Annotated in this window: 21 protein-coding genes; 8 read left to right on the top strand and 13 right to left on the bottom strand. The window is 65.3% G+C overall.

Going from position 1 to position 24058, the window contains the following annotated elements:
- The first annotated feature begins 53 nt into the window (after positions 1-53).
- The gene (locus VHL31_RS04430; RefSeq protein ID WP_329659998.1) at positions 54-548 is read left to right on the top strand and encodes an outer membrane protein assembly factor BamE; all 495 of its coding nucleotides are present in this window, start codon (positions 54-56) and stop codon (positions 546-548) included.
- Between the two features lie 87 nt (positions 549-635).
- On the opposite strand, the gene VHL31_RS04425 is transcribed toward VHL31_RS04430, so the two are convergent.
- Both VHL31_RS04425 and VHL31_RS04420 read right to left on the bottom strand, forming a co-directional pair.
- Entirely contained in the window at positions 636-2741 is a 2106-nt protein-coding gene (locus tag VHL31_RS04425; protein ID WP_329659997.1) for a sodium-translocating pyrophosphatase, read from the bottom strand.
- A gap of 135 nt (positions 2742-2876) precedes the next feature.
- Complete coding sequence (locus VHL31_RS04420) at positions 2877-3437, bottom strand: hypothetical protein (RefSeq protein ID WP_329659996.1); 561 nt, start codon at positions 3435-3437, stop codon at positions 2877-2879.
- A gap of 189 nt (positions 3438-3626) precedes the next feature.
- Here VHL31_RS04420 and VHL31_RS04415 point away from each other — a divergent pair, with 189 nt between their 5' ends.
- The 7 genes from VHL31_RS04415 to flgH all read left to right on the top strand — a co-directional run bounded on the left by VHL31_RS04415 (position 3627) and on the right by flgH (position 10960).
- Positions 3627-4667, top strand: coding sequence for a Ppx/GppA phosphatase family protein (locus VHL31_RS04415; protein ID WP_329659995.1), 1041 nt, complete (start codon positions 3627-3629; stop codon positions 4665-4667).
- Positions 4664-5359, top strand: a complete 696-nt coding sequence (locus VHL31_RS04410) for an RlmE family RNA methyltransferase (protein WP_329659994.1) — start codon at positions 4664-4666, stop codon at positions 5357-5359. Before VHL31_RS04415 ends, VHL31_RS04410 begins: the two co-directional genes overlap by 4 nt.
- Before the next feature lie 469 nt (positions 5360-5828).
- The gene (gene glmM, locus VHL31_RS04405; protein WP_329659993.1) at positions 5829-7181 is read left to right on the top strand and encodes a phosphoglucosamine mutase; all 1353 of its coding nucleotides are present in this window, start codon (positions 5829-5831) and stop codon (positions 7179-7181) included.
- A gap of 664 nt (positions 7182-7845) precedes the next feature.
- Entirely contained in the window at positions 7846-8562 is a 717-nt protein-coding gene (locus tag VHL31_RS04400; RefSeq protein WP_329659992.1) for a flagellar hook-basal body complex protein, read from the top strand.
- A 45-nt stretch (positions 8563-8607) separates the two neighbouring features.
- The gene (gene flgG, locus VHL31_RS04395) at positions 8608-9396 is read left to right on the top strand and encodes a flagellar basal-body rod protein FlgG (protein ID WP_329659991.1); all 789 of its coding nucleotides are present in this window, start codon (positions 8608-8610) and stop codon (positions 9394-9396) included.
- Positions 9397-9407: 11 nt separating this feature from the next.
- Complete coding sequence (gene flgA / locus VHL31_RS04390) at positions 9408-10160, top strand: flagellar basal body P-ring formation chaperone FlgA (protein WP_329659990.1); 753 nt, start codon at positions 9408-9410, stop codon at positions 10158-10160.
- Between the two features lie 2 nt (positions 10161-10162).
- Positions 10163-10960, top strand: coding sequence for a flagellar basal body L-ring protein FlgH (gene flgH / locus VHL31_RS04385; RefSeq protein WP_329659989.1), 798 nt, complete (start codon positions 10163-10165; stop codon positions 10958-10960).
- Positions 10961-10990: 30 nt separating this feature from the next.
- Here flgH and phoB read toward each other — a convergent pair whose 3' ends face one another.
- The 11 genes from phoB to VHL31_RS04330 all read right to left on the bottom strand — a co-directional run bounded on the left by phoB (position 10991) and on the right by VHL31_RS04330 (position 23936).
- On the bottom strand, positions 10991-11713 hold the full coding sequence (phoB, locus tag VHL31_RS04380) for a phosphate regulon transcriptional regulator PhoB (protein WP_329659988.1): 723 nt from the start codon (positions 11711-11713) through the stop codon (positions 10991-10993).
- A 2-nt stretch (positions 11714-11715) separates the two neighbouring features.
- The gene (gene phoU / locus VHL31_RS04375; RefSeq protein ID WP_329659987.1) at positions 11716-12405 is read right to left on the bottom strand and encodes a phosphate signaling complex protein PhoU; all 690 of its coding nucleotides are present in this window, start codon (positions 12403-12405) and stop codon (positions 11716-11718) included.
- A gap of 19 nt (positions 12406-12424) precedes the next feature.
- The gene (pstB, locus tag VHL31_RS04370; protein WP_329660006.1) at positions 12425-13201 is read right to left on the bottom strand and encodes a phosphate ABC transporter ATP-binding protein PstB; all 777 of its coding nucleotides are present in this window, start codon (positions 13199-13201) and stop codon (positions 12425-12427) included.
- 44 nt (positions 13202-13245) lie between these two features.
- Positions 13246-14574: a phosphate ABC transporter permease PstA gene (pstA, locus tag VHL31_RS04365; RefSeq protein WP_329659986.1), complete on the bottom strand. Its 1329-nt coding sequence runs from the start codon at positions 14572-14574 to the stop codon at positions 13246-13248.
- A complete protein-coding gene (gene pstC, locus VHL31_RS04360; RefSeq protein ID WP_329659985.1) occupies positions 14567-15940 on the bottom strand; it encodes a phosphate ABC transporter permease subunit PstC in 1374 nt (457 codons plus the stop codon). Before pstC ends, pstA begins: the two co-directional genes overlap by 8 nt.
- 108 nt (positions 15941-16048) lie before the next feature.
- Positions 16049-17077 carry a PstS family phosphate ABC transporter substrate-binding protein gene (locus tag VHL31_RS04355; RefSeq protein ID WP_414653634.1) on the bottom strand — a complete coding sequence of 343 codons (1029 nt, stop codon included), beginning with the start codon at positions 17075-17077 and terminating at the stop codon, positions 16049-16051.
- A gap of 95 nt (positions 17078-17172) precedes the next feature.
- Positions 17173-18564: a sensor histidine kinase gene (locus VHL31_RS04350; RefSeq protein ID WP_329659983.1), complete on the bottom strand. Its 1392-nt coding sequence runs from the start codon at positions 18562-18564 to the stop codon at positions 17173-17175.
- Positions 18561-20504: an acetoacetate--CoA ligase gene (locus tag VHL31_RS04345; protein ID WP_329659982.1), complete on the bottom strand. Its 1944-nt coding sequence runs from the start codon at positions 20502-20504 to the stop codon at positions 18561-18563. Before VHL31_RS04345 ends, VHL31_RS04350 begins: the two co-directional genes overlap by 4 nt.
- 122 nt (positions 20505-20626) lie before the next feature.
- Positions 20627-21925 carry a thymidine phosphorylase gene (deoA, locus tag VHL31_RS04340; protein ID WP_329659981.1) on the bottom strand — a complete coding sequence of 433 codons (1299 nt, stop codon included), beginning with the start codon at positions 21923-21925 and terminating at the stop codon, positions 20627-20629.
- Positions 21925-22728 carry a deoxyribose-phosphate aldolase gene (gene deoC, locus VHL31_RS04335; RefSeq protein WP_329659980.1) on the bottom strand — a complete coding sequence of 268 codons (804 nt, stop codon included), beginning with the start codon at positions 22726-22728 and terminating at the stop codon, positions 21925-21927. Before deoC ends, deoA begins: the two co-directional genes overlap by 1 nt.
- Complete coding sequence (locus VHL31_RS04330; protein WP_329659979.1) at positions 22725-23936, bottom strand: purine-nucleoside phosphorylase; 1212 nt, start codon at positions 23934-23936, stop codon at positions 22725-22727. The genes deoC and VHL31_RS04330 overlap by 4 nt, the downstream gene beginning before the upstream one ends.
- Positions 23937-24058: the final 122 nt, after the last annotated feature.

The following is a 24058-nucleotide window of genomic DNA, read 5'->3' as shown; positions in this document are numbered from 1 at the left end:
GATGGCCGCATGTGCGGTCGTCTTGCTGGATGGTCAAGGAACGAGCAGTCCCGATGACAGTGCGACGCACGCTTCCGCTTCCCGTGCTGGCCCTGCTCCTGGGCGCCTGTTCACCCACAATCGACAACCATGGGCACCGGTTTGATACCGATATGGTGGGTTCGATCGTGCCGGGTGTCACGTCGAAGCAGGATGTGGCAAGATTGATGGGCTCGCCTTCGGCGCTTGGGACGTTCGAGGACAACGAGTGGTACTACGTTGCGCAGAAGACTGAGCGCAAGTCGTTCTACCAGGCCGAGATCACCGATCAGCAGGTGCTGGCGATCCGGTTCGGCGAGGACGAACTGGTGCAAGAGGTGGAGCGGGCCGACCTGGCGCAGGCCGAGAACATCACGCCCGTGGAGGATGCCACGCCGACCGCCGGCAACGAACTGAGCCTGGCCCAGCAACTGCTGGGCAATATCGGTCGCTTCAACTCGGAGGCACCGACCCGCGATCGCGCTCCACCATTTTGGAACCAGCGCACCGGCCGCCGCGGCGGAACGTGATTTCGCCATCCGCGCCGCATCGAAAAGGCCCGGTCGGCTTGTCCGACCGGGCCTTCTCATTGGGCAGAGAGCCGCTCGATGCTGGCCTCAGGAGGCAGCCATGCCACCGAGTGCGGCCAGGATGAGCAAGGCCACGATGTTGATGATCTTGATCATCGGGTTGATGGCGGGGCCGGCTGTGTCCTTGTAGGGATCGCCGACCGTGTCGCCGGTAACCGCCGCCTTGTGCGCATCGGATCCTTTGCCGCCATGGTGGCCTTCCTCGATCAGCTTCTTGGCGTTGTCCCAGGCACCGCCGCCGGTCGTCATCGAGATGGCCACGAAGATGCCCGTCACGATGGTGCCCAACAGCATCGCGCCCAAGGCGATGAACGCCTTGGCCTGGCTGTCGACAGCCGCGATCACGACGTAGAGCAGGATCGGCGCCAGCACCGGCAGGAGTGACGGGACGATCATCTCCTTGATGGCCGCCTTGGTGAGCATGTCGACCGCGCGGCTATAGTCGGGCTTGGACGTACCGGCCATGATCCCAGGGTTCTCGCGGAACTGCCGGCGCACCTCCTCGACGATCGCCCCTGCTGACCGCCCGACTGCCTTCATGCCCATGGCGCCGAAGAGGTATGGCAGCAGGCCACCGATAAAGAGCCCGATCACGACATAGGGGTCGGACAGGTTGAAGGAGAGGTTGGCATACTCGGGGAAATAATGCCCGAGGTCCTGCACGTAGGCTGCGAACAGCACCACCGCCGCCAGGCCTGCCGAACCGATCGCATAGCCCTTGGTGACCGCCTTGGTGGTATTGCCGACGGCATCGAGCGCATCGGTCGTGACACGCACTTCCTTTGGCAGATCCGCCATCTCCGCGATGCCGCCCGCATTGTCGGTCACCGGACCATAGGCATCGAGACCGACCACTACGCCAGTCAGCGCCAGCATGGTCGTGGCCGCCACGGCGATCCCGTAGATGCCGGCCAGGAGGAAGCTGACCAGGATACCGGCGCAGATGACCAGCACCGGCAGAGCGGTGCCTTCCATCGACACGGCAAGGCCCTGGATGACATTCGTGCCGTGGCCGGTCTCGCTGGCCTTGGCGATCGAGCGCACGGGCGAATGCGCCGTCCCGGTGTAGAAGTCCGTGATCCACATCAACAGCCCGGTCACGGCGAGGCCGACCAGCGTGCAGCCGAAAACATGGCCCCAGCCGAACGGTGCACCCACTGTCGGGGTGAACGTCGTGCCGCTCAACATGATGAGGCAGAAGATCAGCAGGAGCACAGCCGATGCGATCGCTGCCGAGATGAAGCCCTTGTAAAGGGCGGCCATGATGTTGTTGCTGGGCCCCAGCTTCACGAAATAGGTTCCGCCGATCGAGGCAAGGAGGCAGAGACCGCCTACGACCAGCGGGAACAGCATCAGCGTCGCCTGCTGCGCGCCATCGAAGAAGATGGCACCGAGCAGCATGGTGGCGACCATGGTTACGGCGTAAGTCTCGAACAGGTCGGCCGCCATGCCGGCACAGTCGCCGACATTGTCTCCGACATTGTCCGCGATCACGGCGGGGTTGCGCGGATCGTCCTCAGGAATACCCGCCTCGACCTTGCCCACGAGATCGGCGCCCACGTCGGCACCTTTGGTGAAGATGCCGCCACCAAGCCTCGCGAAGATCGAGATCAGGGACGCGCCGAAGGAAAGCCCGACCAGGGCTTCCAGAATCTTGCGCTCGTCGACCCCGATGGCGCTCAAGAGGCCGAAATAGAGCGCTACGCCGAGCAGGCCCAGCGCCACCACCAGCATGCCCGTGACTGCACCCGCCTTGAACGAGACGTCCAGTCCTCGAGCCAACCCATGGCGGGCAGCCTCGGCGGTACGGACATTGGCCCGGACCGAGACGTTCATGCCGATGAACCCGGCCGCACCGGACAGCACAGCCCCGATCGCAAAACCGATGGCCGGGTAGATCCCCAGGAGGATCGCCAGCACGACCAGGATGACCACGCCGACGATGGCAATGGTCGTATACTGCCGGTTCAGGTAAGCTCGCGCGCCCTCCTGGATGGCGGCAGCGATCTCCTGCATGCGCTCATTGCCTGCGGGGAGAGCCAGGACCTGGGCACGCGTCATCACGCCGTAGCCAAGCCCGACCACCCCGCAGGCGATCACCAAGAAATAGAGGAAGATCTCGAAGCCCGTCATTTCTTGCCCCCCTAGGTGGCAAGAGCTTGGACCCGGCCCACAGAGGTCGTGCACCTCGCCCTTGCCACATGCCGGCCGATCGACGGGCTAGCGTCATCGGCCGGGTGACGAGCAAGTTCTAGGGGGACGAATCGGTCACTGTCCACTTCCGGGCGCGGAGGGCGGCACGATGTCCACGCTTGGCGCTTCCTCGGTGCGGTCCCGGACCTGCTGCGAGGTGGGCTCGAAACCGACCAGAACCGACCAGGTCGTCCGCTCGCCCTGGTAGCTGAGCGGCAGGCGCTGGCGCAGCGTTTCGCGCCGCAATGCGCGGCGCTCGTTGCGGCCCGGCTCCAGGATGACGACGAAGGACTGCTTGTCGATGACCTCGCCGGTGGGCGTGGCTACGGCGACGAAATAGGCGAGGTTGACGGGCCCGGGCCTGAATGCTGGCCCTGTCCGCAGGTCGACGACAACGTCCATTTCGACTGTATAGTCGAACTCGCGCGCATCGCAGATCGACGCAAGATTGGCCAGCCTTGCCGTCCACTCGACCTGGCCATCTGCCGCCCTCATCTCGGTCTGATTCAGGTCCGCGACGATGCTGGGCTTCGGGCAATAGGGTCCCTGACTGACGACGGACTGCTGCTCATCGCTGGAACAGGCTGCCAGCCCGAGCAGAACGGCGAGTGCAGGAAGCGATCGGTACGTGCTCATCTTCACCCGGTTTCGGCAGTCAGCCATCTGGCACAGCTTCGACGACGCGCGGCCGGCCGCGCGAAGGCGCGCCGCTCGACCGGCAAGAGCGGGTAGCAGGGACCAACGACAGGTCGCAAGCGGGCCGGACGATCGCGCTGGTTCTCCGATCCGTTGCACCGCCGGGCTGCAGAGGCCTATGATCACGCCATGTTGGCAGAGGATGACCAGGAACAGATCGATACCCGCGAGCCCCCTGCTGAGCGTGCGCCCGTGCTGGCGGCGCTCGACTTGGGCACAAACAATTGCAGGCTGCTGGTGGCGCGGGAACAATCGGGCGGGTTCGAGGTCGTCGACAGCTTCTCCCGGATCGTCCGGCTCGGCGAGGGCTTGGCATATACGGGCCGCCTGTCGGACCGTGCGATGGCCAGAACCATCGCGGCACTGCGGGTCTGCCGCAGCATCATGGTCCGGCGTGGCGTGACGAAGGCACGTTGCGTCGCGACGGAAGCCTGCCGTCGTGCCGAGAATGGCCCAGCCTTTGTGGAACGCGTCTTCCGCCTCACCGGCATTCGCCTGGAGGTCCTGGACCAGGAGGAGGAGGCATCCCTGGCCCTGCTGGGCTGCCTGCCCCTGGTCGATCTGGCAGCACGGCATCTGGTGATGATCGACATTGGCGGTGGCTCGACCGAGGTCATGTGGCTGGACCGCAGCCGCGCCGCGGAGGACGGGGGTACGATCTCCCTCTCGCTGCCGCTCGGTGTCGTGACCCTGTCGGAGAGCTTCGGATCCGAACCGGATGCGGAACGTTACGACCGCATGGTCGCGTTCGTCGCGCACCGGCTGACCGGGTACGAGCAGATGCAGCACATCGCCAATCGGAGCACGGATGGGACCACCCAGGTGCTGGGAACCTCCGGTACCGTCACGACGATGGCGGCAATTCATCTGGGCCTGAGGCGCTACGATCGTCGGCGGGTCGACGGCACGATGCTGGAGTATGGGGTGCTCGACGCGGTTGGCCGCCACCTGCGCACCCTCACCAATGCCGAGCGTGCCGCCCATCCCTGCATCGGCAAGGGTCGGGCCGACCTGGTCGTTGCCGGCTGCGCCATTCTGGATGCCGTGTGCCGGATCTGGCCGATCGAGCGCCTGCATGTCGCCGACCGCGGCGTGCGCGAAGGCATCCTGAACGGCCTGATCGGCAAGGACCTGCACCAGCTGCGCGCGCCCTTTGGGGCATTCGTATGAGCGGCGATGGACCACGCACCAAGGTGCGGCTGAAGGATGCTCGAGCCCATACGGCCTCGTCCCAGCGATGGCTGAGCCGGCAGCTCAACGATCCTTATGTGCAGCGGGCCAAGTCCATGGGGTACCGCGCCCGTTCGGTGTTCAAGCTCGAGGAGATCGACGAACGCTTCGGCCTGATCAAGCGCGGCCGGATCGTGGTCGACCTCGGTGCCGCTCCAGGTTCCTGGAGCCAGTATGCCGTCAAGAAGGGCGCGCGGGTCGTTGCTGTCGACCTCCAGCCGATGGACCCGATCGCGGGCGTGACCATTATCGAGGGTGACTTCCTGGAGGCAGAGACCGAGCAGGCCCTGGTGCAGGTCTTGGAGGGTCAGGATCGGGTCGACCTGGTGCTGAGCGACATGGCCGCCTCGTCCACGGGCCGCAAGCTCGTCGATCGGCTCCGCGCCGAACAGTTGGGCGAGGCCGTGCTGACATTTGCCGAAGCCCATGTAGGCCAGGGTGGTGCCGTCCTGATCAAGCTGGTCCGCGGTGCGGAGGCCGTCTTGCAGCAGCAGGCCAAGACCATATTCAGGAGCGTGCGGATCCTGCGTCCCGAAGCAACGCGCAGTGACAGTTCAGAGTGTTTCCTGCTGGCGCTCGATCGGCTGCCGGCGGAAGGAACGCCAGCGCAGGAACCGGGCAGCCTCCGCTAGCTACTCAAGGATGTCCAGGATCCTTCCGCGCAGGATCGCCTCAGGCACACGGCGTCGCTGCCGCCGGTCGTCACAAGTTCCATCCTGCTTGCGTCCCGACGGTCGCACATAAGCGGGAAGGTCCCGCCGGCGACCTCCTGTCCACTTGAACACTCATCCCGTCTGGCCGAATGATCTCGATGCCGCTCCTTGCTGTCATGATCACATCCTTCCGGGAGCAACGATCCAGCGTCGACGATGAGTCTATGGCTCGCATTCTTCGACGTCGACGACGAAAGGCAACCGCGCGTTCCCTTGTATGTCGTCCATGACGAGCCGGCGGTTCATCCGGAAGGTGATGCATGTCACTGTGGCATCGTTGCTTCGCTGCCACAAAGCTTCAACGGCAGTGTCCTGGCAGAGGTAGACTTACGGGTCCGGAAGCCGCAATTGGACGCTGACAGCGCAATCGCATGGGAGACGGGTAGGGATGGAACGGCGGCTGTTCGGAACCGATGGGGTACGCGGCACTGCCAACACCTGGCCCATGACCGCAGAGATGGCATTGCGGCTCGGACAGGCTGCTGGTCGCGTGTTCGTGCGCGGCGATCACCGCCACCGCGTGGTCATCGCGAAGGACACTCGCCTGTCCGGGTACATGATCGAGCCGGCCCTCACCGCCGGCTTCGTGTCGGCAGGCATGGACGTGATGCTCGCCGGGCCGTTGCCGACGCCCGCCGCTGCGTTCCTGACAAGGACGCTGCGGGCCGACCTCGGTGTCGTCATCTCCGCCTCGCACAACCCCTACCAGGACAACGGCATCAAGCTCTTCGGCCCGGACGGCTACAAGCTCTCCGACGCGATTGAGATCGAGATCGAGCAGGCTATCCTCGCCGAACGCGCCCAAACCCTGGCGGGACCTGCCGAGCTTGGTCGGGCCCTGCGGATCGACGATGCGCATGGACGGTACATCGAGTACCTGAAGAGCAGCTTTCCGCGCGGCATGACCCTGTCGGGCCTGAAGATCGCGGTCGATTGCGCGAACGGTGCCGCCTATCACATCGCTCCTGACCTGTTCTGGGAGCTGGGTGCCGAGGTCGTGCGCGTCGCCACGTCGCCAAACGGCTTCAACATCAACCATGAATGTGGATCGACCCACCCGGAGAACGTGGCGCGCGCCGTGCTGTCGCATGGGGCGGACCTCGGGATCGCCCTGGATGGCGACGCCGACCGGGTCGTGCTGGTCGACGAGCGCGGACAGGTCATCGACGGTGATCAAGTGCTAGCCCTGATCGCGACGCAGTGGCAGGAAGAGAGCCGCCTGACCGGTGACGGGGTCGTGGCGACGCTCATGTCGAACCTCGGCCTGGAAACCTATCTGGCCGACCGCGGGCTGCCGCTGCATCGGACGAAGGTGGGCGACCGCTATGTGGTCGAGAAGATGCGCACCGGCGGGTTCAACCTCGGTGGCGAGCAATCCGGTCACATCATCATGACCGACTTTGGCACGACCGGGGATGGCCTCCTGGCGGCGCTGCAGGTACTGGCAGTGCTGCTGAAGAAGAACCGCCCGGTGAGCGAGGTGGCCCGTCCGTTCCGCCCCCTGCCCCAGAAGCTCTCCAACGTCCGCATCAAGCAGCGCATCGATCTGGCTGCCCCGGCGATCGAGCGGCTGATCAAGGAAAGCCAGGTGAGACTTGGCCGCAAGGGCCGCCTGTTGGTCCGTGCCTCCGGCACCGAGCCACTCATCCGCGTGATGGTGGAAGCCGAGGACGAAGCGCTGCTGACTGACATCCTGGGCTCGGTCAGCGGCGCGATCGAAAGCTACGCAGCCTCCAGCTGACGGACAGACGGCGAACCTGACGCGGACGAAGCCTGGGACCAGCTCTTGGCCGTCGGCAGGAACAGCGACGCCCCCGTCATCCCGGGCCGCGGCTTCACCTGGTTGCATCCGGTGAAGTCCTTCCCCCGACACTCCAGGTCGTCAAAATGCTGGCGGCCGAGCTCGCAGCAGGTCGGCGCCGCCAGGAGCTCGTTCAGTCCCGGCGTCCTTGGGCAGAAGAACCGTGCCGCGCACGTTGATGAGCATGGGTTCCGGCCGCAGCAGCACTTTCTTCGCATGCCTCGGGGCTGAAGGAGGCAAGGCGTGGACGTATCGCCTCCGCGACTGGCCTGGACATGGATGAACATGGATGGCGCACCGTCTGCCGGGCGGTCCAAAGCGAGTCGGCGACGGTGCCTCGATGATCGGGCGGCGGCGATGTTCATTCAGGGCGGTCGCCAGAGGCACTAGGCGAGCCCGGCGGACAGCCTTGCGCACTGCGCATCGTCAGCCGCCAAAGTCGCTCCGCCGGTAAGCATTATTTAACCAGGTTCTGCCAGGATCGGCTTGTCGAACGGCGGAGCCTCGCATGACCATCATCCAGCCTGCAGCGGCCGGTTCTCCTCTCCCCATTCTCGCCGCTGGACCAGTACATTGCTGCACCCTTTCATGCGGGGGGCGCTAGATGGACCTCACCGGCTATCTAGCCCTTGGGCGCGGGCTGGGCCTGCAGCGCACCATGGCGGTCTTGTCGAACAACATCGCCAATGTCGACAGCACCGGCTTCCGGCGCCAGGATCTCCTGTTCGCGCAGGACGTGGAGCGGGCCGGCGATCCGGGAACGGTCACGTTCGGCCGGGAACAGGGCACATTGGTCGACCGCCGCGAAGGCAGCCTGCGCACGACTGGCGGCATGCTTGATCTGGCGCTGGTAGGTCAGGGCTGGTTTCAAGTGCAGACCCAGGAAGGAGAGCGGCTGACCCGCGGCGGCCGGTTCTCCATCAATGACCAGGGACAGCTGGTGACGCCCCAAAACGCGCTCGTTCTGGATCAGGGTGGGACGCCGCTGTCGGTCCCGCCGACCACTCAAATCATTTCCGTGGCCGCTGACGGAACGGTCTCAGCTGATGCGGTCGTGATCGGGCGGATCGGAGTGGTGCAGCCGTCCGAAGATGCTGCGCTCGTGCCGGAAGGGTCCGGGCTTTACCGTCCAGAGGGGCTTCTCGGCCCGGCAAGCGACGCCAAGATCATCCAGAGTTCCCTGGAAGGCTCCAACGTCCAGCCGGTTCTCGAAATGACGCGCCTCATCGAGGTCGTCCGTGCCTTCGAAGGCACCCAGAAGCTCCTTGAAACCCACCACGACCTGGCTCGCCGCGCGGTCGACCGCATCCTGGAGCCCTAGACGCTCCCCCCCTGGCCCGATCCTCCTGCCTGAAGGGTACTGCCCATGCGTTCTTTGAACATCGCTGCCACCGGGATGTCGGCCCAGCAGCTGAACGTCGACGTGATCTCCAACAACATCGCCAACATGGCCACTACCGGCTTCAAGCGGGCCAGGCCCGAGTTCCAGGACTTGCTCTACCAGAGCCAGCGTCAGACCGGCTCTGCCTCTTCAGAAAGCGGAACACTCGTGCCGGCCGGCGTGGACATCGGTCTGGGCGTCAAGACTGCAGCCGTTTACCGCGTGCTGGAACAGGGCCCGCTGGTGGGTACGGAGAACGATCTCGATCTGGCGATCCAGGGACGTGGCTACCTGACTGTAGAACTGCCGACCGGCGAGCAGGCCTATACGCGCTCGGGTAATCTGCAGCTCAGCCCGGAGGGACAGATCGTCACCGCCGATGGCTATCCAGTCTCACCCGGCATCACTGTGCCGGCGAATGCGCTCGAAGTGACGGTGAACGCAGAGGGAGGTGTCAGCGCGCGCATCCCAGGCCAGGTGGAACCGCAGGCGCTGGGCCAGGTCGAGTTGGCCAGCTTCGCAAACGAGGTCGGCCTGAAGCCGCTCGGCAACAACCTGTTCGGCGAGACTGCGGCTTCCGGCCCGGCCAGCATCGGCACGCCAGGGAGCGAAGGCTTCGGCACCATGCTGCAAGGGTACCTGGAGAATTCCAACGTCAATCCTGTATCCGAAATCACGAGCCTCATTACGGCGCAGCGGGCCTACGAGCTGAACTCGCGGGTGATCACGGCATCCGACACGATGATGGGCACCGTCACCCAGCTGCGCGGCTGATGAGGGCTAGGATGCGCATCCGCTCGATCACAGGCGGAATCCTGATGGGCCTTTCCCTTGGCGCAGATGGGGCGGCGGCCAGCGAGCCGGTAATGGTGGGCCCAGGCAAGGCACTCGATGCGGCGGCAGTCCAGGCCCTGGTCTTGCAGGAACTCCCACCACCTCCCGAAGGGATCTGGTCGATCAGGATCGTCCGGCCTGATTCACCCATGACCAATCCGACCAGCGGCGACATGGCGATTGTCGTGGAGGAGATGAAAGGGCCGCCTCTGGACCCCGACACGGCAGACGGACGCATCGAAGGCCAGCTTCGCGTCCAGGACGCTGACGGTCGATCGGCCCACCTGCCGTTCGCGGCCGATGTCCAGGCGATGGTCGAGGTGCCGGTCCCGCTGCGGCCGGTCCCGGCAGGCACGATCCTGACGGGCGACATGCTGGGGTCTGCCTGGCTGCCCGCGGTCAGGCTCGACGACGAACTGGTCCGATCACCGGCCGAAATGCGCCGGTCGGAGGTAGCCAAGAGGCTGCGGCCCGGCCAGCCGGTGGCGCGTAGCGCCTTGCGGCCGCCAAGTGCTGTCCGGAGGGGAGAACCGGTGCTGATCACCTTTGTTCGTGGCGGTCTGCGGCTCACGATCGCGGGTCGCGCCCTGGAGGACGCGGCGATCGGCCAGACGGTTCGGGCCACCAATCCTGCGAGCAACCGGGAAGTTCATGGCATCGTGAGCGGACCCGGCGAGGTCGCGCTCGGAGGTTCGGTGGAATGACGATGAAGAGGTCTTCTTGTGGAGCCGTCGAGCGGCGGAAGCGGCCTTCGGGACTACACGCACGGCGCTGGCCATGGCCCCTGGCCCTGCCCCTCCTGCTCGGCGCGTGCGGGATCTCCGAGCGGCTGGAAATGATCGGGAAGGCGCCACCCCTGACGCCGATCGAGAATCCAGTGACCGCCCCAGGTTATCAGCCCGTGTCGCTGCCGATGCCAGAGCATGAGTTGGAGGCGCCGAGTGCCGGTGCGAACAGCCTCTGGCGAAGCGGGGCACGCGCCTTCTTCAAGGACCAGCGCGCCCGCGAGGTCGGCGACGTGCTCACGGTACGCGTCACCATGGCGGACAGTGCCGAGCTGAGCAACGAGAGCACACGGTCGCGCAAGAACAGCGAGGAGCTGGGTGTCGACAGCCTGTTCGGTGTGGCCGATGCCGTGCGCCAGCTTCTCCCGGAAGAAGAGGACGAGGATTTCGTGGGCCTGGAAAGCCGGTCGGCCAATCGCGGCCACGGCACGGTCAGCCGCGACGAGGCGATCAAGGTGTCGGTCGCGGCGGTGGTGCTGCAGAAGCTGCCCAACGGCAACCTCGTCATCCGCGGCCGCCAGGAGATCCGGGTCAACTTCGAGGTCCGGGAGCTCCTCCTGGCCGGAATTGTCCGGCCGGAGGATATCACGGCCGACAACACGATCAGCCACGAGAAGATCGCCGAGCTGCGCGTTGCCTATGGCGGGCGCGGGCAGATCACCGATGTTCAGCAGCCCCGCTACGGACAGCAGGCGCTCGACATCCTCCTGCCGTTCTGATGCCGCGGCACGGGCATGACGATCAGCAGGTCAGGAGAGTTCTGCCATGCCCTCGGAGGGAACTCCATGCTTCAGGTCCAGGGAATAGCCCTCGGCCCGCACGGTGCGCAGGAGGTCGGCCTCGCCATTCTGGTTCAAGGAGCGGCGAAGGCGGCGCACGGTGGCGTCGACCGTCCTAAGTTCGATTTCCAGATCCGTTCCCCAGACCCGGTCGAGCAGTTGCGCGCGGTTGAATACGCGGCCGGGGTTCTCCAGGAGGTAGCGCAAGAGGCGGAACTCGGTGGGCGACAGGTGCACCTCCCGGCCGTTGCGGAACACGCGATGCGCCGTCAGGTCCATGCGCAGGTCGTGGAACGTCAGCGCCTGCTCTGAGAAGGCCGGGCGGACCCGCCGGAGGACCGCCCGGATCCGGGCGGTGAGCTCCGCCGGCGAGAACGGCTTGGTGACATAGTCGTCGGCTCCCGTCTCCAGGCCACGCAGGCGATCATGCTCTTCGGTACGGGCCGTCAACATGATGATCGGTACGCGCCCGGTATCGCTGCGCCGGCGCAAACGGCGGCACAGCTCGACGCCGGAGATCTCCGGCAGCATCCAGTCGAGCAGGACGAGGTCCGGCAGGCGCTCGTCGATCAGCTGCAGGGCTTCCTCGCCGTCATAGGCCTGGGCGACGTCGAACCCTGCAGCCTTCAGGTTATAGGCCAGCAGTTGCTGGAGTGGTGGCTCGTCCTCCACCACCAGGATCATCGGCTTCATGCTCAGTCGTCCCGGCTGCGATTGATCTCGTCGCCATGGATCATGTAATGGATCTTCTCGGCGATGTTGGTCGCATGATCCCCGATCCGCTCCAGATTCTTTGCAATGAAGATCAGGTCGATGCACGGGGTGATCTTGCGCGGATCTTCCAGCATGTAGGTCAGGAGCTCGCGAAACACGCTGTTGTGCGCGTTATCGACTTCCTGGTCCCGCCGCCACACTGCCATAGCCTTTTCAGGGTCGCGGGTAATGTAGGCGTCCAGGATGTCCTTGACCATCTCCTGGCACATCTCGGCCATCAGCGACATGGTCGGGATCGGCCGCATCGGTGAATGGCTCTGCAGCCGGATCGTGCGCTTGGCGATGTTGACCGCATAATCGCCCATCCGCTCCAGGTCGTTGGAGATCTTGAGCGCCATGGCGATGATGCGCAGGTCGATCGCCATGGGCTGACGGGTCGCCAGTACCTTGATCGCGGTCTGGTCGAGCTTCTCCTCGAGTCCGTCGACCCTGGAGTCACGGTCGATCACCGTACGCGCAAGGCGGTCGTCTCCATCCGCGAGGGCCTGGGCGGCAAAGGCCACCTGCTGCTCGACGATGGCACCCATCTCGGTGATCAACCGTGTAATCTGCTCGATATCCTCGTCATACGAGCGGACGACATGCTTCTTGATGTGACTGCCTTCCGTCATCGCCATGTTCCCGTTCCGCTCAGCCGAACCGGCCGGTAATGTAATCCTGGGTCATCTGCTGCTTGGGATTGGTGAAGATCTCGTCGGTGCCACCAAACTCGATCAGCTTGCCCAGGTGGAAGAACGCAGTCTTCTGTGAGACGCGAGCAGCCTGCTGCATGTTGTGGGTGACGATGCAGATGGTGAAATGCTGACGCAGTTCGTCGATCAGTTCTTCGATCTTTGCCGTCGCGATCGGATCCAGCGCTGAGCACGGCTCGTCCATCAGGATCACCTCGGGCGCCACCGCAATGGCACGGGCGATGCAGAGGCGCTGCTGCTGACCGCCCGACAGGCTGTTGCCGGGCTGCTGGAGCCGATCGGCGACCTCGTTCCACAGGCCCGCCCCCTTCAGGCTGGTCTCGACGATCTCGTCGAACTCGGCCTTGTTGGATGCGAGCCCATGGATGCGAGGTCCATAAGCCACGTTCTCGTAGATCGACTTCGGGAACGGGTTCGGCTTCTGGAAGACCATGCCCACCCGCTGACGCAGCTGCACCACGTCGACATTCGGGTCGTAGATGTCGGTGCCGTCCAGGCGGATGTCACCTTCGATCCGACAGCCGTCGATCGTATCGTTCATGCGATTCAGGCAGCGCAGGAAGGTCGACTTGCCGCAGCCTGATGGCCCGATCAGGGCGACGACCGAGTTGGCTGCGATGTCCAGATCGACATCGAACAGCGCCTGCTTGGCCCCGTACCAGAGCTTGACCTTCCTGGCGGCCATCTTGGACGTGGCCGCCTGCGGCACCGCCATGGTCTTGGGTAGATCGTCCAGCTTGACTGCAGTCGCCATGTTGCTCACCACGTCCGTTCGAATTTTCTGCGCAGCAGGACCGCGATCAGGTTCATCACGATCAGGAAGGCCAGCAGGACGATGATCGCTGCGGCCATCCGCTCCGTAAACGCCCGCTCCGGACTGTCCGACCAGAGATAGACCTGCACGGGCAGGGCCGTCGCCGGATCAAGGGGACCGCTGGGTGCGTTCGCAATAAAGGCGATCATGCCGATCATGAGCAACGGGGCCGTTTCGCCCAGTGCCCGGGCCATCCCGATGATCGTGCCGGTCATGATCCCGGGAAGTGCCAGCGGCAGCACGTGATGCCCGACCACCTGCAGTGGCGATGCCCCAACGCCAAGGGCGGCCGCCCGGATCGAAGGTGGAACCGAGCGAAGTGCCGCCCGGGTCACCACGATGATGACAGGCAGGGTCATCAATGACAGCGTCAGGCCTCCCGCCAGCGAAGCCGAGCGCGGAATCCCGAACAGGTTCAGGAAGATCGCCAGCCCCAGGAGCCCGAATACGATCGAGGGGACAGCCGCCAGATTGTTGACGTTGACCTCGATGAGATCGACCCAGCGTGACCTCGGCGCGAACTCCTCCAGATAGACCGCTGCCGCCACGCCAGTCGGCACGGCCAACAGGAAGCAGATCAGCATCATCCAGAAGGAGCCTACCAGGGCGGCACGCAGGCCCGCCTGCTCCGGTTCGCGACTGTCCGCATTGGTGAACAAGGACCAGTTGAAGCCCTGGTCAATCCGTCCCTGCTCGCTGAGCCGGTCGACCGCCGCAATATCACTGTCCTTCAGGCGACGATTGTCTTCGCTCGCGGTCTTGTCCACCTGGCCCTTCACGTACTGGTCGCGCTCGTCGTCGAGCAGAAACCGCACCGGCACCGTCGAACCGATCAGCGACGGATCGTCCAGCACCATCTGACGCAGCTGCAGCGCGCTGGCACTGCTCAGGATCGCCCGCAGGCTCCGCCGGCCGGAGCGATCGGTCACCTCGGGAAACAGGGCATAGAGAGCGTCGTTGATCAGACCCTGATAGTTGGCGTTGCCGAGGGTGTCCGGGTCCCGGTCCCCGGATGGGTCGATCTCCTGGGCGTCGAGCGTGACGTCCAGAGTCACATAGCTCTGCGAGAACGCACCCGCCCCCTGCACCAACACAGTGGCAAGCAGGATGAACAGCAGAGCCACGGCGGTGGCCACCGCGCCCAGCCCGATCATCTTGAATCGACGCTCTCTGGCGTAGCGACGCCGGATATGAGCCGCCACGTCGGCAGCCGGGCGGGGCGGGCGCTGCGTGATCGCAGCGAACCGGCCCGCGGTCGGTACCATCTCAGTCATAGCGTTCCCGGAACCGCTGGAGGATGTACAGAGCGACGATGTTGAGGACGAGGGTGATCCCGAAAAGGAACAGGCCCAGGGCGAATGCAGCCAATGTTTTGGCGCTGTCGAACTCCTGATCGCCCACCAGCAGAGTCACGATCTGCACCGTAACGGTCGTTACCGCGGCAAATGGATTGGCCGTGAGGTTGGCGGCCAAGCCTGCGGCCATCACGACAATCATTGTCTCGCCGATCGCCCGGCTGATCGCCAGCAGGAAGCCGGCGATGATACCTGGCAGCGCCGCCGGCACGATAACGCGCTGGATCGTTTCCGCCTTCGTGGCACCGAGACCGAATGAGCCGTCCCGCAATGACTTGGGCACGGCATTGATGGCGTCGTCGGACAGCGACGACACGAACGGGATGATCATGATCCCCATGACCACGCCGGCGGCAAGCGCGCTTTCCGAGGCGACGTTCAGGCCGATCGCCTCGCCGATGCGCCGGAGGAACGGCGCCACCGTCAGCGCGGCGAAGAAGCCGTAGACCACGGTCGGTATGCCCGCGAGGATCTCCATCAGCGGCTTGGCGACGTCGCGCACGTTCTTGGGCGCATACTGGGACAGCCAGATCGCCGCCATGATGCCGATGGGACCGGCGACGAACATTGCGATGGCGGTGATCAACAGCGTGCCTGCGATCAGCGGGACAGCACCGAACGCTCCGCTCGATCCGACCTGGTCGGCGCGGATCGCCGTCTGCGGGCTCCAGTTCAGGCCGAAGAAGAACTCGATCGGCGATACCATCGTGAAGAAGCGCAGCGTTTCGAAGAGCACCGAGAACACGATGCCTGCCGTGATCAGCACAGAAATCGCCGCTGCCGTCAGCAGGGCATAGTCCAGCCAACGCTCGACCTTGTTGCGCGCGCGGAAGTCGGGGTGGACGGTCCGGTAGGCCACGAGCCCAAGCCAACCAGCCAGGATGATGCCGACCAGCCCGAACACCCAGTTCCCGGCGAGCATGGCCGTCATGTAGCTGTTGCCCGCGTCCAGCAGTTCCGGCGTCGACGTTCCCGTCGGCGACAGACCGGCAGCGATGCGGCGCACATCCTGCATGAAGAACTGCACGGCATCCGGCCCCTGGTCACGGACCGTGTCCGGCAGCCCGGCCACGATGAACGAGCCGACGATGGACGAGGAGACAAGGAACCAGAGCAGCACAACCAGGATCGCCGGGCCGCCCGAGAGCATGGCAGCGTACCAGCCATAATGGCCGGGACGGCTGTGCAGCGCGCTGGAACGCCCGCCTGCCAGTGCCCATGCCCGCTGGCGCGAGAGCATAAATGCGCCCGCTGCCATCACGAGAATGATCGCCAGAGTATACATGTGTCAGCCGCCCGATCGCGGACCATGAATGCAGGCCTCAGGAGCGGACTGCAGCTCCTGAGGCCTTCAAGGATCAGGCGGCACGCGGCCGCCTAGGTTCAAGAACGATCAGGAGCCCAGGTTGACGGGGGTCAGCGCCATGGCACTGCTGCGCACTGCCTCGCGCTTCTCCTCGGGGAGCGGGATCAGCCCCTTGTCGACCAGGTAGCCGTCCTCGCCGAAGGCGGCTTCGCTCGTGAACTCCTCGACGAACTCCTTGATGCCGGGCACCACGCCGACATGGGCGTTCTTGACGTAGAAGTAGATCGAGCGAGAGATCGGATACTTGCCGTCGGCGATGTTCTCGAACGTCGGCTCGTTGCCGTCGATCGGGTGACCGTTCAGGCTGTCCATGTTCTGCTCGAGGAAGCTGTAGCCGAAGATGCCGACGGCATTCTGATTGGCCTTGAGCTTCTGCACGATCAGGTTGTCGTTCTCGCCAGCCTCAACATACACGCCATCCTCACGGATCGTCTGGCAGGCTGCGGTCTTCGCGTCCTTCTCCAGCGCCTCGATCTCGGGGAAGGTGGCACAGCCATGGTCCATGACCAGTTCGACGAACGCGTCACGCGTGCCGGAAGTCGGGGGCGGGCCGAGGACCTCGATCTTGACGGCAGGCAGATCGGGGTTGATCTCGTTCCACATCGTGTAGGGATTGGGCGCCATCTTCCCGTCGACCGGAACCTCCTTGGCAAGCGCCTTGAAGACCTCCGGGATGGTCAGATTGACGTCCTCCGCCGACTTGTCGGAAGCGAGAACGATCCCGTCGAAGCCGATCTGGACCTCGGTCACCTCGGCGACACCGGCCTTGGCACAGGCCTCGAGCTCCGTTGACTTGATCCGGCGGGATGCGTTGGTGATGTCCGGAAAGCTTTCGCCTACGCCGCTGCAGAACAGCTTCATGCCACCGCCCGTGCCGGTGCTTTCAACGACGGGGGTCTTCATGCCGGACTTCGCACCGAAGTTCTCGGCAACGGCGGTGGAGAACGGAAACACAGTCGAGCTGCCGACAATGCGGATCTGGTCGCGGGCTTGCGCGTCCGTGGCGAAGGCGGCCAGGGCCAGGCCGGCCGCGGCAAAGGCCAGATGCTTCATCAGATGGATTCCATAGGTGGCGTGCGATGCGCCGACTGATCGCTCAGCGCGGTGCCCCTTTTATGGCGTCTTGGTGACAACTCGATGACGATGCCCGCTCAGCGTGCGGGAATGAACACGCTGAACCTCGAGCCAATGCCGAGGTCGCTCTCGACATTCAGATGCCCGCCATGGCGCCTGATGATGTGCTTCGAGATTGCGAGGCCGAGACCGGTTCCGCCGGCCCGGCGTGATCGGCTCTTGTCGACCCGATAAAAACGCTCGGTCAGGCGCGGCAGATGCTCAGGTGCAATCCCATCGCCCTGGTCGATCACGGTCAGGCGAATGGCGGTACGGCCGGACAGGGGACCTGCCTCGTCGCCGGCAGGGCTGAGACGTGCCACGTCCACCACCACGGGCGCACCGGGCCGTCCATACTTGGAGGCATTGTCGATCAGGTTCGCTACCAGCTGCTGGAGCTGGTCGGCATCGCCCCGTACTTGCAGCGGTCCATCCTCCATCCGCGCTTCCACGACCGTCGCGTTCTTGCGCAGCTGGGGTTCCAGCCCGCTGATCGCCAGCGCCACCACGTCGGCTAGATCGACATCCTCGGAAGGTGGCCGATGCACGTCGGCTTCCAGCTTGGACAGGGACAGCAGGTCGTCGATCAGCCTGGTCATCCGGGACGCCTCGGCATCCATCGTATCGAGGAACATTGCCTGCGCATCCGGATCGTTCTTGGCCGGCCCCTTCAATGTCTCGACGAAACCCGCCAAAGCGGTCAGCGGAGTCCGCAATTCATGGCTGGCATTCGCGATGAAGTCCGAGCGCATCCGTTCGATCGCGACCTGCTCCGACGTTTCCCGCAAGGACAAGACTGCGGCCGCATCGCCCTCCCGCGTCAGCATCGGCTGGATGCCGCAGGTGTAGCGACGGGTCCGGTCAAGCGGCGGGCTGAAGCTCACGGTCGACGACACGTTGGCCCGAATCGCCGAATCGATGGCCGCCAGGATCGCCGGGTCCCGCAGGAAGCGGCCGAGCGGCTGGTCGGTGAGCTTATCGGCGAAGTGGCGTTCGGCCGCGGGGTTGGCCAGGCGGACATAGCCACGGCCATCCACGACCAGGACCGGATCCGTGATGGCATCCACCAGGGCACGCTGCAGCTGGTCGGACGCAGCGACCTGGCGACGAAGATTCTGCGTTTCCCGCTCGATCGCCAGCAGGGGATGCGGGAGCTGCCGGTACAGGAAGCTGTCGGGCACGGCACCGGTGACGCTCCTGCCGATCCGCAACCGTTCGAGCCAGGCGACAAGGGGGACGAGCTGGCGATGGCGCCACCAGGCGAGCAGCCCGGCGATTACCAGGGCGCCGAGCATGCCAACGAAAGCTTCCGTGGCCGACGCCAGTCCAGTTGCCCAGAGGGCGATGGACGGAACGATGCCTGGCAGGCTCCAGACCATTGCTTCGATCCAGGTGCCCCTGGTCGTCAGGAGAAGAGGCTCCTCCGTCAACGGCGCAGCTCGTCCAGGTCGCGGTACAGGTCGAGGGCCCGCGGGTTGGCAAGCGCCTCGGTGTTCTTGACCGTCCGGCCGTGGATAATGTCGCGCACCGCAATCTCGGTGATCTTGCCGCTCATCGTGCGCGGTATGTCGGCCACCTGGACGATCTTCGCTGGCACGTGGCGGGGCGTGGCGTTGTCGCGGACCTGCTTCCTGATCCGCGCCCGCAGTTCCTCGTCAAGGACGATCCCAGGCCGGAGCCTGACGAACAGCACCACCCGCACGTCGCCCTCCCAGTCCTGGCCGACGCAGATAGCCTCCAGCACTTCCTCGACCTGCTCGACCTGCCGGTAGATTTCCGCCGTCCCGATCCTCACGCCTCCCGGGTTCAGGACGGCATCGGACCGGCCATGGATCACGAAGCCGCCGCTCTCGGTGATCTCGGCATAATCGCCATGATGCCAGACACCGGGGAAGCGCTCGAAATAGGCGGCTCGGTAGCGGCTCCCGTCCGGATCGTTCCAGAACGATACCGGCATGCAGGGGAACGGCTTCGTGCAGACCAGTTCGCCCTTCTCGCCCCGCACGGGATGGCCATCATCGTTCCACACGTCGACCGCCAAGCCTAGCCCCGGCCCCTGGATCTCGCCCGTGCGCACCGGCAGCGTCGGGTATCCCAGCACGAAGCAGGACACGATGTCAGTGCCGCCCGAGATCGAGGCCACCTGCAGGTCCTGCTTCACCGCCTGATAGATCCAGGTGAAGCTTTCCGGCAGCAGCGGCGAGCCCGTCGAGAACAGCGTGCGGAGCGCCGACAGATCGAAGTCTGCCGGGCGCACACCGGCCTTCTTGCAAGCGTCGATGTATTTCGCAGATGTCCCGAACTGAGTGAAGCGCTCCTCGGCGGCGATCCGCCAGAGCACGTTCCCATCTGGATGGAACGGCGAGCCCTCCCAAAGCACCAGCGTGGCACCAACGGCAAGCCCGCTCACCAGCCAGTTCCACATCATCCATGAGGTCGTGGTGAAGTAGAACAGCCGGTCACCGGGCTTCAGGTCGCCGTGCAGCAGGTGTTCCTTGAGGTGCTGGAAGAGCGTGCCGCCCTGGCCATGGACGATGGCCTTGGGCTTGCCGGTGGTGCCGGAGCTGTAGAGCACCAGGAGCGGATGCTCGAACGGAAGCCGGCGGAACGCCGGCCGCTCAGGTCCATCCTGGATCGCCTCATGGTAGGAGACGGCGTAGGGAATGGACGCCAGGTCCGGCGCCTCATCCAGGAACGGAACCACGATGACGGCTCGCAGCGATGGCAGCGCCGCCACGATCTCCGCCAGCTTGCTGCGGATGTCGAACCGCTTGCCGCCGTACTGGTAGCCATCCACGGTCAAGAGCACGGTCGGTTCGATCTGCCCGAACCGATCCAGCACCCCCTGCAGGCCGAAGTCTGGCGAGCAGGACGACCAGAACGCGCCACGTGCATTCGCGGCAAGCAGCCCGATGATCGCCTCCGGAACGTTGGGCAGCAACCCGGCTACGCGATCACCGACCTCGACCCCGACCGTGCCGAAGAATGTTGCCAGTCCCGCGGTCTGCCGGTTCAACTCGGCGAACGTCACGTCGCGACGACGTCCCCGTTCATCGTGCCCGATCAGGGCGATCCCGTCATCGGCGCGCCGCAGCAGGTTCTCCGCGAAGGACAGGCGGAGGTTGGGAAACCAGGCGGCACCGGGCATGCGGTCGCCCACCAGGGCAGGCTCGGGTTCTCCCTCATCGATCACCGACGCGAAACGGCGCAGTTCCTGCCAGAAGGCCGGCGCATGCTCCACCGTGTGGCGCCAGAAGGCATGCGGTTCATCCGGCAGGCCAGGCTCACGCTCACGCCAGCCAGCGGCAAAGGCCGTCCAGTTGCTGGCCGCGATCCGCTCTGACGACGGCGCAAACAGGACCGCGCTCATAGAAAGACTCCCAATCCCTTGCCGTACATCGCGTGCCTGGATACGCGGCGCCGGGCGGCTTCGCTATGACCTGTCGGCATCCCATTCACTTTCCTGGTCCCGCACAGCGTCGTCTTTGTCCCTCAAGCGAGCCGGTCGACGATCAGCGGCTGCCGGACCGGACGGTCCGGCCCGATGCTGAAGGCCATCCGCACGTCGGCGACTGCCCTGTCCGCAGCCGCCTCGTCCCCCGCATGAACTACTCCGAGCAGCGTATCGGCCTCGACGGGAGCGCCGACCTCGCAGAGATCGGTCAGGCCGACATCATGACGGATCATGCTGCCGGGGTGACGTCGTCCGCCACCAAGGTGGATGATCGCGATGCCGAGCGCTCGGGCATCCATTGCCTGGACGTGGCCGCGCTCCCCTGCCCTCACTGGTCGCACAACCGGCGCGATGGGCAGATGAGCGTGTGGCCGGTCGATCAGGTCGGTGGGTCCTCCCAATGCGGCCACCATGCGCGCGAAATGTTCGGCGGCAGCCCCACCTTCCAGGGCGGCCAGGGCCGTCGCTCTGCCATGGCCGGTCCCGGCCATGTCCAGGAGTTCTGTCGCTAATGCCAGACTGAGTTCGACCAGCCGGTCGGCGGTTCTCTTGCCCCGCAGGATGTCGACGGCCTCCATGACCTCCAGCGCATTGCCCGCGCTGTGGCCCAGGCACATATTCATGTCGGTCACGAGCGCTCGCGTGGGCAGGCCCGCCTCGTTCGCGACCTCGACGATCGACTGCGCGAGACTGCGGGCGGCGTCGTAGTCGGTCATGAAGGCACCGGAGCCGACCTTCACGTCCATGACCAGCCATTCCGGTCCGGCCGCCAGCTTCTTGGAGAGGATCGACGCGGTGACGAGTGGGATGCTCTCGACCGTCGCGGTCACGTCGCGGATCGCATAGAGGCGCCGGTCGGCCGGTGCCAGTTCGCCGGTCTGGCCGACAATGGCGCAACCCGCCTCCCGTACCGCCCGACGTACCTGCTCCAGCGCCGCCGCGCTGCGATAGCCTGGGATAGCATCGAGCTTGTCCAGCGTGCCGCCGGTATGGCCCAGACCACGGCCCGACAGCATCGGCACGAAGCAACCGCAGGCTGCAAGGATCGGCGCCAGGATCAGGCTGACCTTGTCGCCAATCCCTCCGGTCGAGTGCTTGTCCACGACTGGCCCCGGCAGATCAGTCCAGACAAGCCGATCACCGGAATCGGCCATGGCGCGTGTCAGCCGTGCGGTTTCATGGCGGTCCATCCCGCGCAACAGGATCGCCATTGCCAGCGCCGCGATCTGGCCCTCGCTCCAGCTGTCGTCGACGAGTCCGTGAGCAAAGGCGTCGATCGCCTCGTCGGAAAGTCTGAGGCCGTCCCGCTTGGCACGGATGACTTCCTGAGGGAGCATCAGTAGCCGCTGCCGCCTTCCGCGGAGGATCCGCCGCCCGCGACGCGCAGCAGATCGTCCAGGAGGGAGGACGCGCCGAAGCGGAAGGTTCTGGCGGTGATCCGGTCTTTCCCCATGATGGCATCGCCCAGCGCCAGATATTGGGCGGCATCACGGGCCGTCCGGATCCCGCCTGACGCCTTGAAGCCCACCCGAAGGCCAGCATCCTCGCAGACCTGCATCAGGACCGCGGCGGCTTCCGGCGTGGCACCGACCGGCACCTTGCCCGTCGAGGTCTTCAGGAAGTTGACGCCGGCCATGACCCCCGCACGGGCCGCGGCGGTGATCCGGTCTGGATCGGCTAGGATCCCCGTCTCCAGAATGAGCTTCAACGTCGTTGACGGTCCGATCGCCACGCGCACGGCCTCGATCAACTCGCCGACGATACCGACATCACCTTCCATGATCGCATTGACAGGGGCCACGACGTCGACCTCGTCGGCTCCGTCGGCCACTGCTGCCGCTGCCTCGTCGGCTGCCCGCGCAATGTCGTCGGACCCGTCAGGGAAATTCGCAACCGCCGCGAGGCGCACTTCGCTGCCTGCCAGGAGCGGGCGCGCTTGCCGCAGAAAGACGGGGTAAAGGCAGACCGCTGCCACGTGGTTCGCGACCGCCTTGTGACACAAGGCGTCGATCTCGGCCTCGGTTTCCTGGCCGCTCAGCGACGTCAGGTCCACGAGCCGGATGGCCCGCCTGGCCAGTTCCGGCGTTGGCGACGCCTCGGCAGCCTGGGCCAGGAGGTCTTGGGTGTTTCTGTCGATCATGCGCTGGCTATGTCCTGGATCGAGCCGACGATCAGGCGGCGGAGCTTCTCTCCGGCAACCTTCGCGGTAGACAAGGTGTGGTCATGACTAAGCTCGTGCTCGGCCATGCCGGCGGCGAGGTTGGTCACGGCGGAAAGTGCTGCAACGCGGAGACCCAAGTAGCGCGCTGCGATCGCCTCGGGCACGGTGCTCATTCCGACCAGGTCCGCCCCGAGCGCCCGAAATGCCTGTATTTCGGCAGGTGTCTCGAATTGGGGTCCGAGTGTTGCTAGATAGACCCCTTCAGGCAGTGCCATGCCCAGTTCGCCCGCCTTTCGCCGGAATACGTCGCGCAGGCCTGCATCGTAGACCTGGGCGAGCCCGACGAAGTTGGGCCCTCCGACCAGCGGGCTCGTGCCCAGGAAATTGATGTGGTCGGCGATCAGGCTGATCCCGCCCTCAGGCACTTCGCGCTTCAGTGAACCCGCCGCATTGGTCAGGATCACGCGCCGGCAGCCGAGATCGTGGATCAGCTGCAGCAGCGGCAGAACCGAGGCTGCAGGCTTGCCTTCGTAGAGATGCACGCGCCCCTGGAAGCACATTACGGACACGCCCGACAGGCGGCCGATCACGAGCCTTCCAGCATGACCCGGCACGGTCGAGACGGGGAAGCCAGGCAGATCCGCATAGGCGAAGCCATCGGCGTCCTCAAGGTCCTCGACAAGGCTTCCCAGGCCGGACCCCAGAACGATTGCAACCGATGGCGCCGCTTCAGGCAGACGCAGCCGCACCCGGCCAGCTGCGGTCTTCGAAACAGGGCCAATGGCATCGTCGCTGAGATGGCCGGGGCTGAATGCATGCGGCAGAAGTTCGCCCATGCTGGTCAGGAGGTGGCGGCCATCGGGGTGGCAGAGGTGGACCGGTGTGTCGTCCGTCGCGAACTCCGCCAGTCGCTGCCGGCAGCCGCCGCAAGGGGCGATCAGCCGTTCTCCGCCAGCCAGCACCAGCGACTCCGTGATCTCGCGGTCTCCCGCAGCGACCATGATGCCGATTGTCGAAGCCTCCGCGCACTGGCTCTGCGGATAGGCGACGTTCTCGACGTTCACGCCGGCATGGATCCGCCCGGATCGGGTGCGCAAGGCAGCGGCCACGGCGAAGTGCGAGTAGGGGACGAACGCATTCGCCCGTACTGCCGTGGCTGCGGCCAGGAGATCGAGTGGAACGCTCAAGCTATGCCTCTGGGATGCCGCGGACCCCTCGCGTCCGCGGCCAAAAGCATACACACGCCGATACGTCTGGTCAGGACGCTGCGGCCGCTTCGACGGACGATTTCGGCCGGCGACAGAGGCCG

The organism is Geminicoccus sp. (genome assembly GCF_036263595.1).
In the GTDB taxonomy this organism is placed as follows: Bacteria; Pseudomonadota; Alphaproteobacteria; order Geminicoccales; family Geminicoccaceae; genus Geminicoccus.
Note: the sequence above shows the minus strand (reverse complement) of the source record. Positions and strands in the feature narration are given on the sequence as shown.

What these genes read in the sequence shown, in the direction of transcription:
- VHL31_RS04420 (WP_329659996.1), bottom strand. Translation starts at nt 3,437, where the DNA reads ATGAGCACGTACCGATCGCTTCCTGCACTCGCCGTTCTGCTCGGGCTG.
- pstB (WP_329660006.1), bottom strand. Translation starts at nt 13,201, where the DNA reads ATGGCGGTGCCGCAGGCGGCCACGTCCAAGATGGCCGCCAGGAAGGTC.
- flgG (WP_329659991.1), top strand. Translation starts at nt 8,608, where the DNA reads ATGCGTTCTTTGAACATCGCTGCCACCGGGATGTCGGCCCAGCAGCTG.
- glmM (WP_329659993.1), top strand. Translation starts at nt 5,829, where the DNA reads ATGGAACGGCGGCTGTTCGGAACCGATGGGGTACGCGGCACTGCCAAC.
- flgA (WP_329659990.1), top strand. Translation starts at nt 9,408, where the DNA reads ATGCGCATCCGCTCGATCACAGGCGGAATCCTGATGGGCCTTTCCCTT.
- deoA (WP_329659981.1), bottom strand. Translation starts at nt 21,925, where the DNA reads ATGCTCCCTCAGGAAGTCATCCGTGCCAAGCGGGACGGCCTCAGACTT.
- flgH (WP_329659989.1), top strand. Translation starts at nt 10,163, where the DNA reads ATGAAGAGGTCTTCTTGTGGAGCCGTCGAGCGGCGGAAGCGGCCTTCG.
- VHL31_RS04345 (WP_329659982.1), bottom strand. Translation starts at nt 20,504, where the DNA reads ATGAGCGCGGTCCTGTTTGCGCCGTCGTCAGAGCGGATCGCGGCCAGC.
- phoU (WP_329659987.1), bottom strand. Translation starts at nt 12,405, where the DNA reads ATGACGGAAGGCAGTCACATCAAGAAGCATGTCGTCCGCTCGTATGAC.
- VHL31_RS04415 (WP_329659995.1), top strand. Translation starts at nt 3,627, where the DNA reads ATGTTGGCAGAGGATGACCAGGAACAGATCGATACCCGCGAGCCCCCT.
- VHL31_RS04410 (WP_329659994.1), top strand. Translation starts at nt 4,664, where the DNA reads ATGAGCGGCGATGGACCACGCACCAAGGTGCGGCTGAAGGATGCTCGA.
- VHL31_RS04400 (WP_329659992.1), top strand. Translation starts at nt 7,846, where the DNA reads ATGGACCTCACCGGCTATCTAGCCCTTGGGCGCGGGCTGGGCCTGCAG.
- pstC (WP_329659985.1), bottom strand. Translation starts at nt 15,940, where the DNA reads ATGTATACTCTGGCGATCATTCTCGTGATGGCAGCGGGCGCATTTATG.
- pstA (WP_329659986.1), bottom strand. Translation starts at nt 14,574, where the DNA reads ATGACTGAGATGGTACCGACCGCGGGCCGGTTCGCTGCGATCACGCAG.
- VHL31_RS04430 (WP_329659998.1), top strand. Translation starts at nt 54, where the DNA reads ATGACAGTGCGACGCACGCTTCCGCTTCCCGTGCTGGCCCTGCTCCTG.
- deoC (WP_329659980.1), bottom strand. Translation starts at nt 22,728, where the DNA reads ATGATCGACAGAAACACCCAAGACCTCCTGGCCCAGGCTGCCGAGGCG.
- VHL31_RS04425 (WP_329659997.1), bottom strand. Translation starts at nt 2,741, where the DNA reads ATGACGGGCTTCGAGATCTTCCTCTATTTCTTGGTGATCGCCTGCGGG.
- phoB (WP_329659988.1), bottom strand. Translation starts at nt 11,713, where the DNA reads ATGAAGCCGATGATCCTGGTGGTGGAGGACGAGCCACCACTCCAGCAA.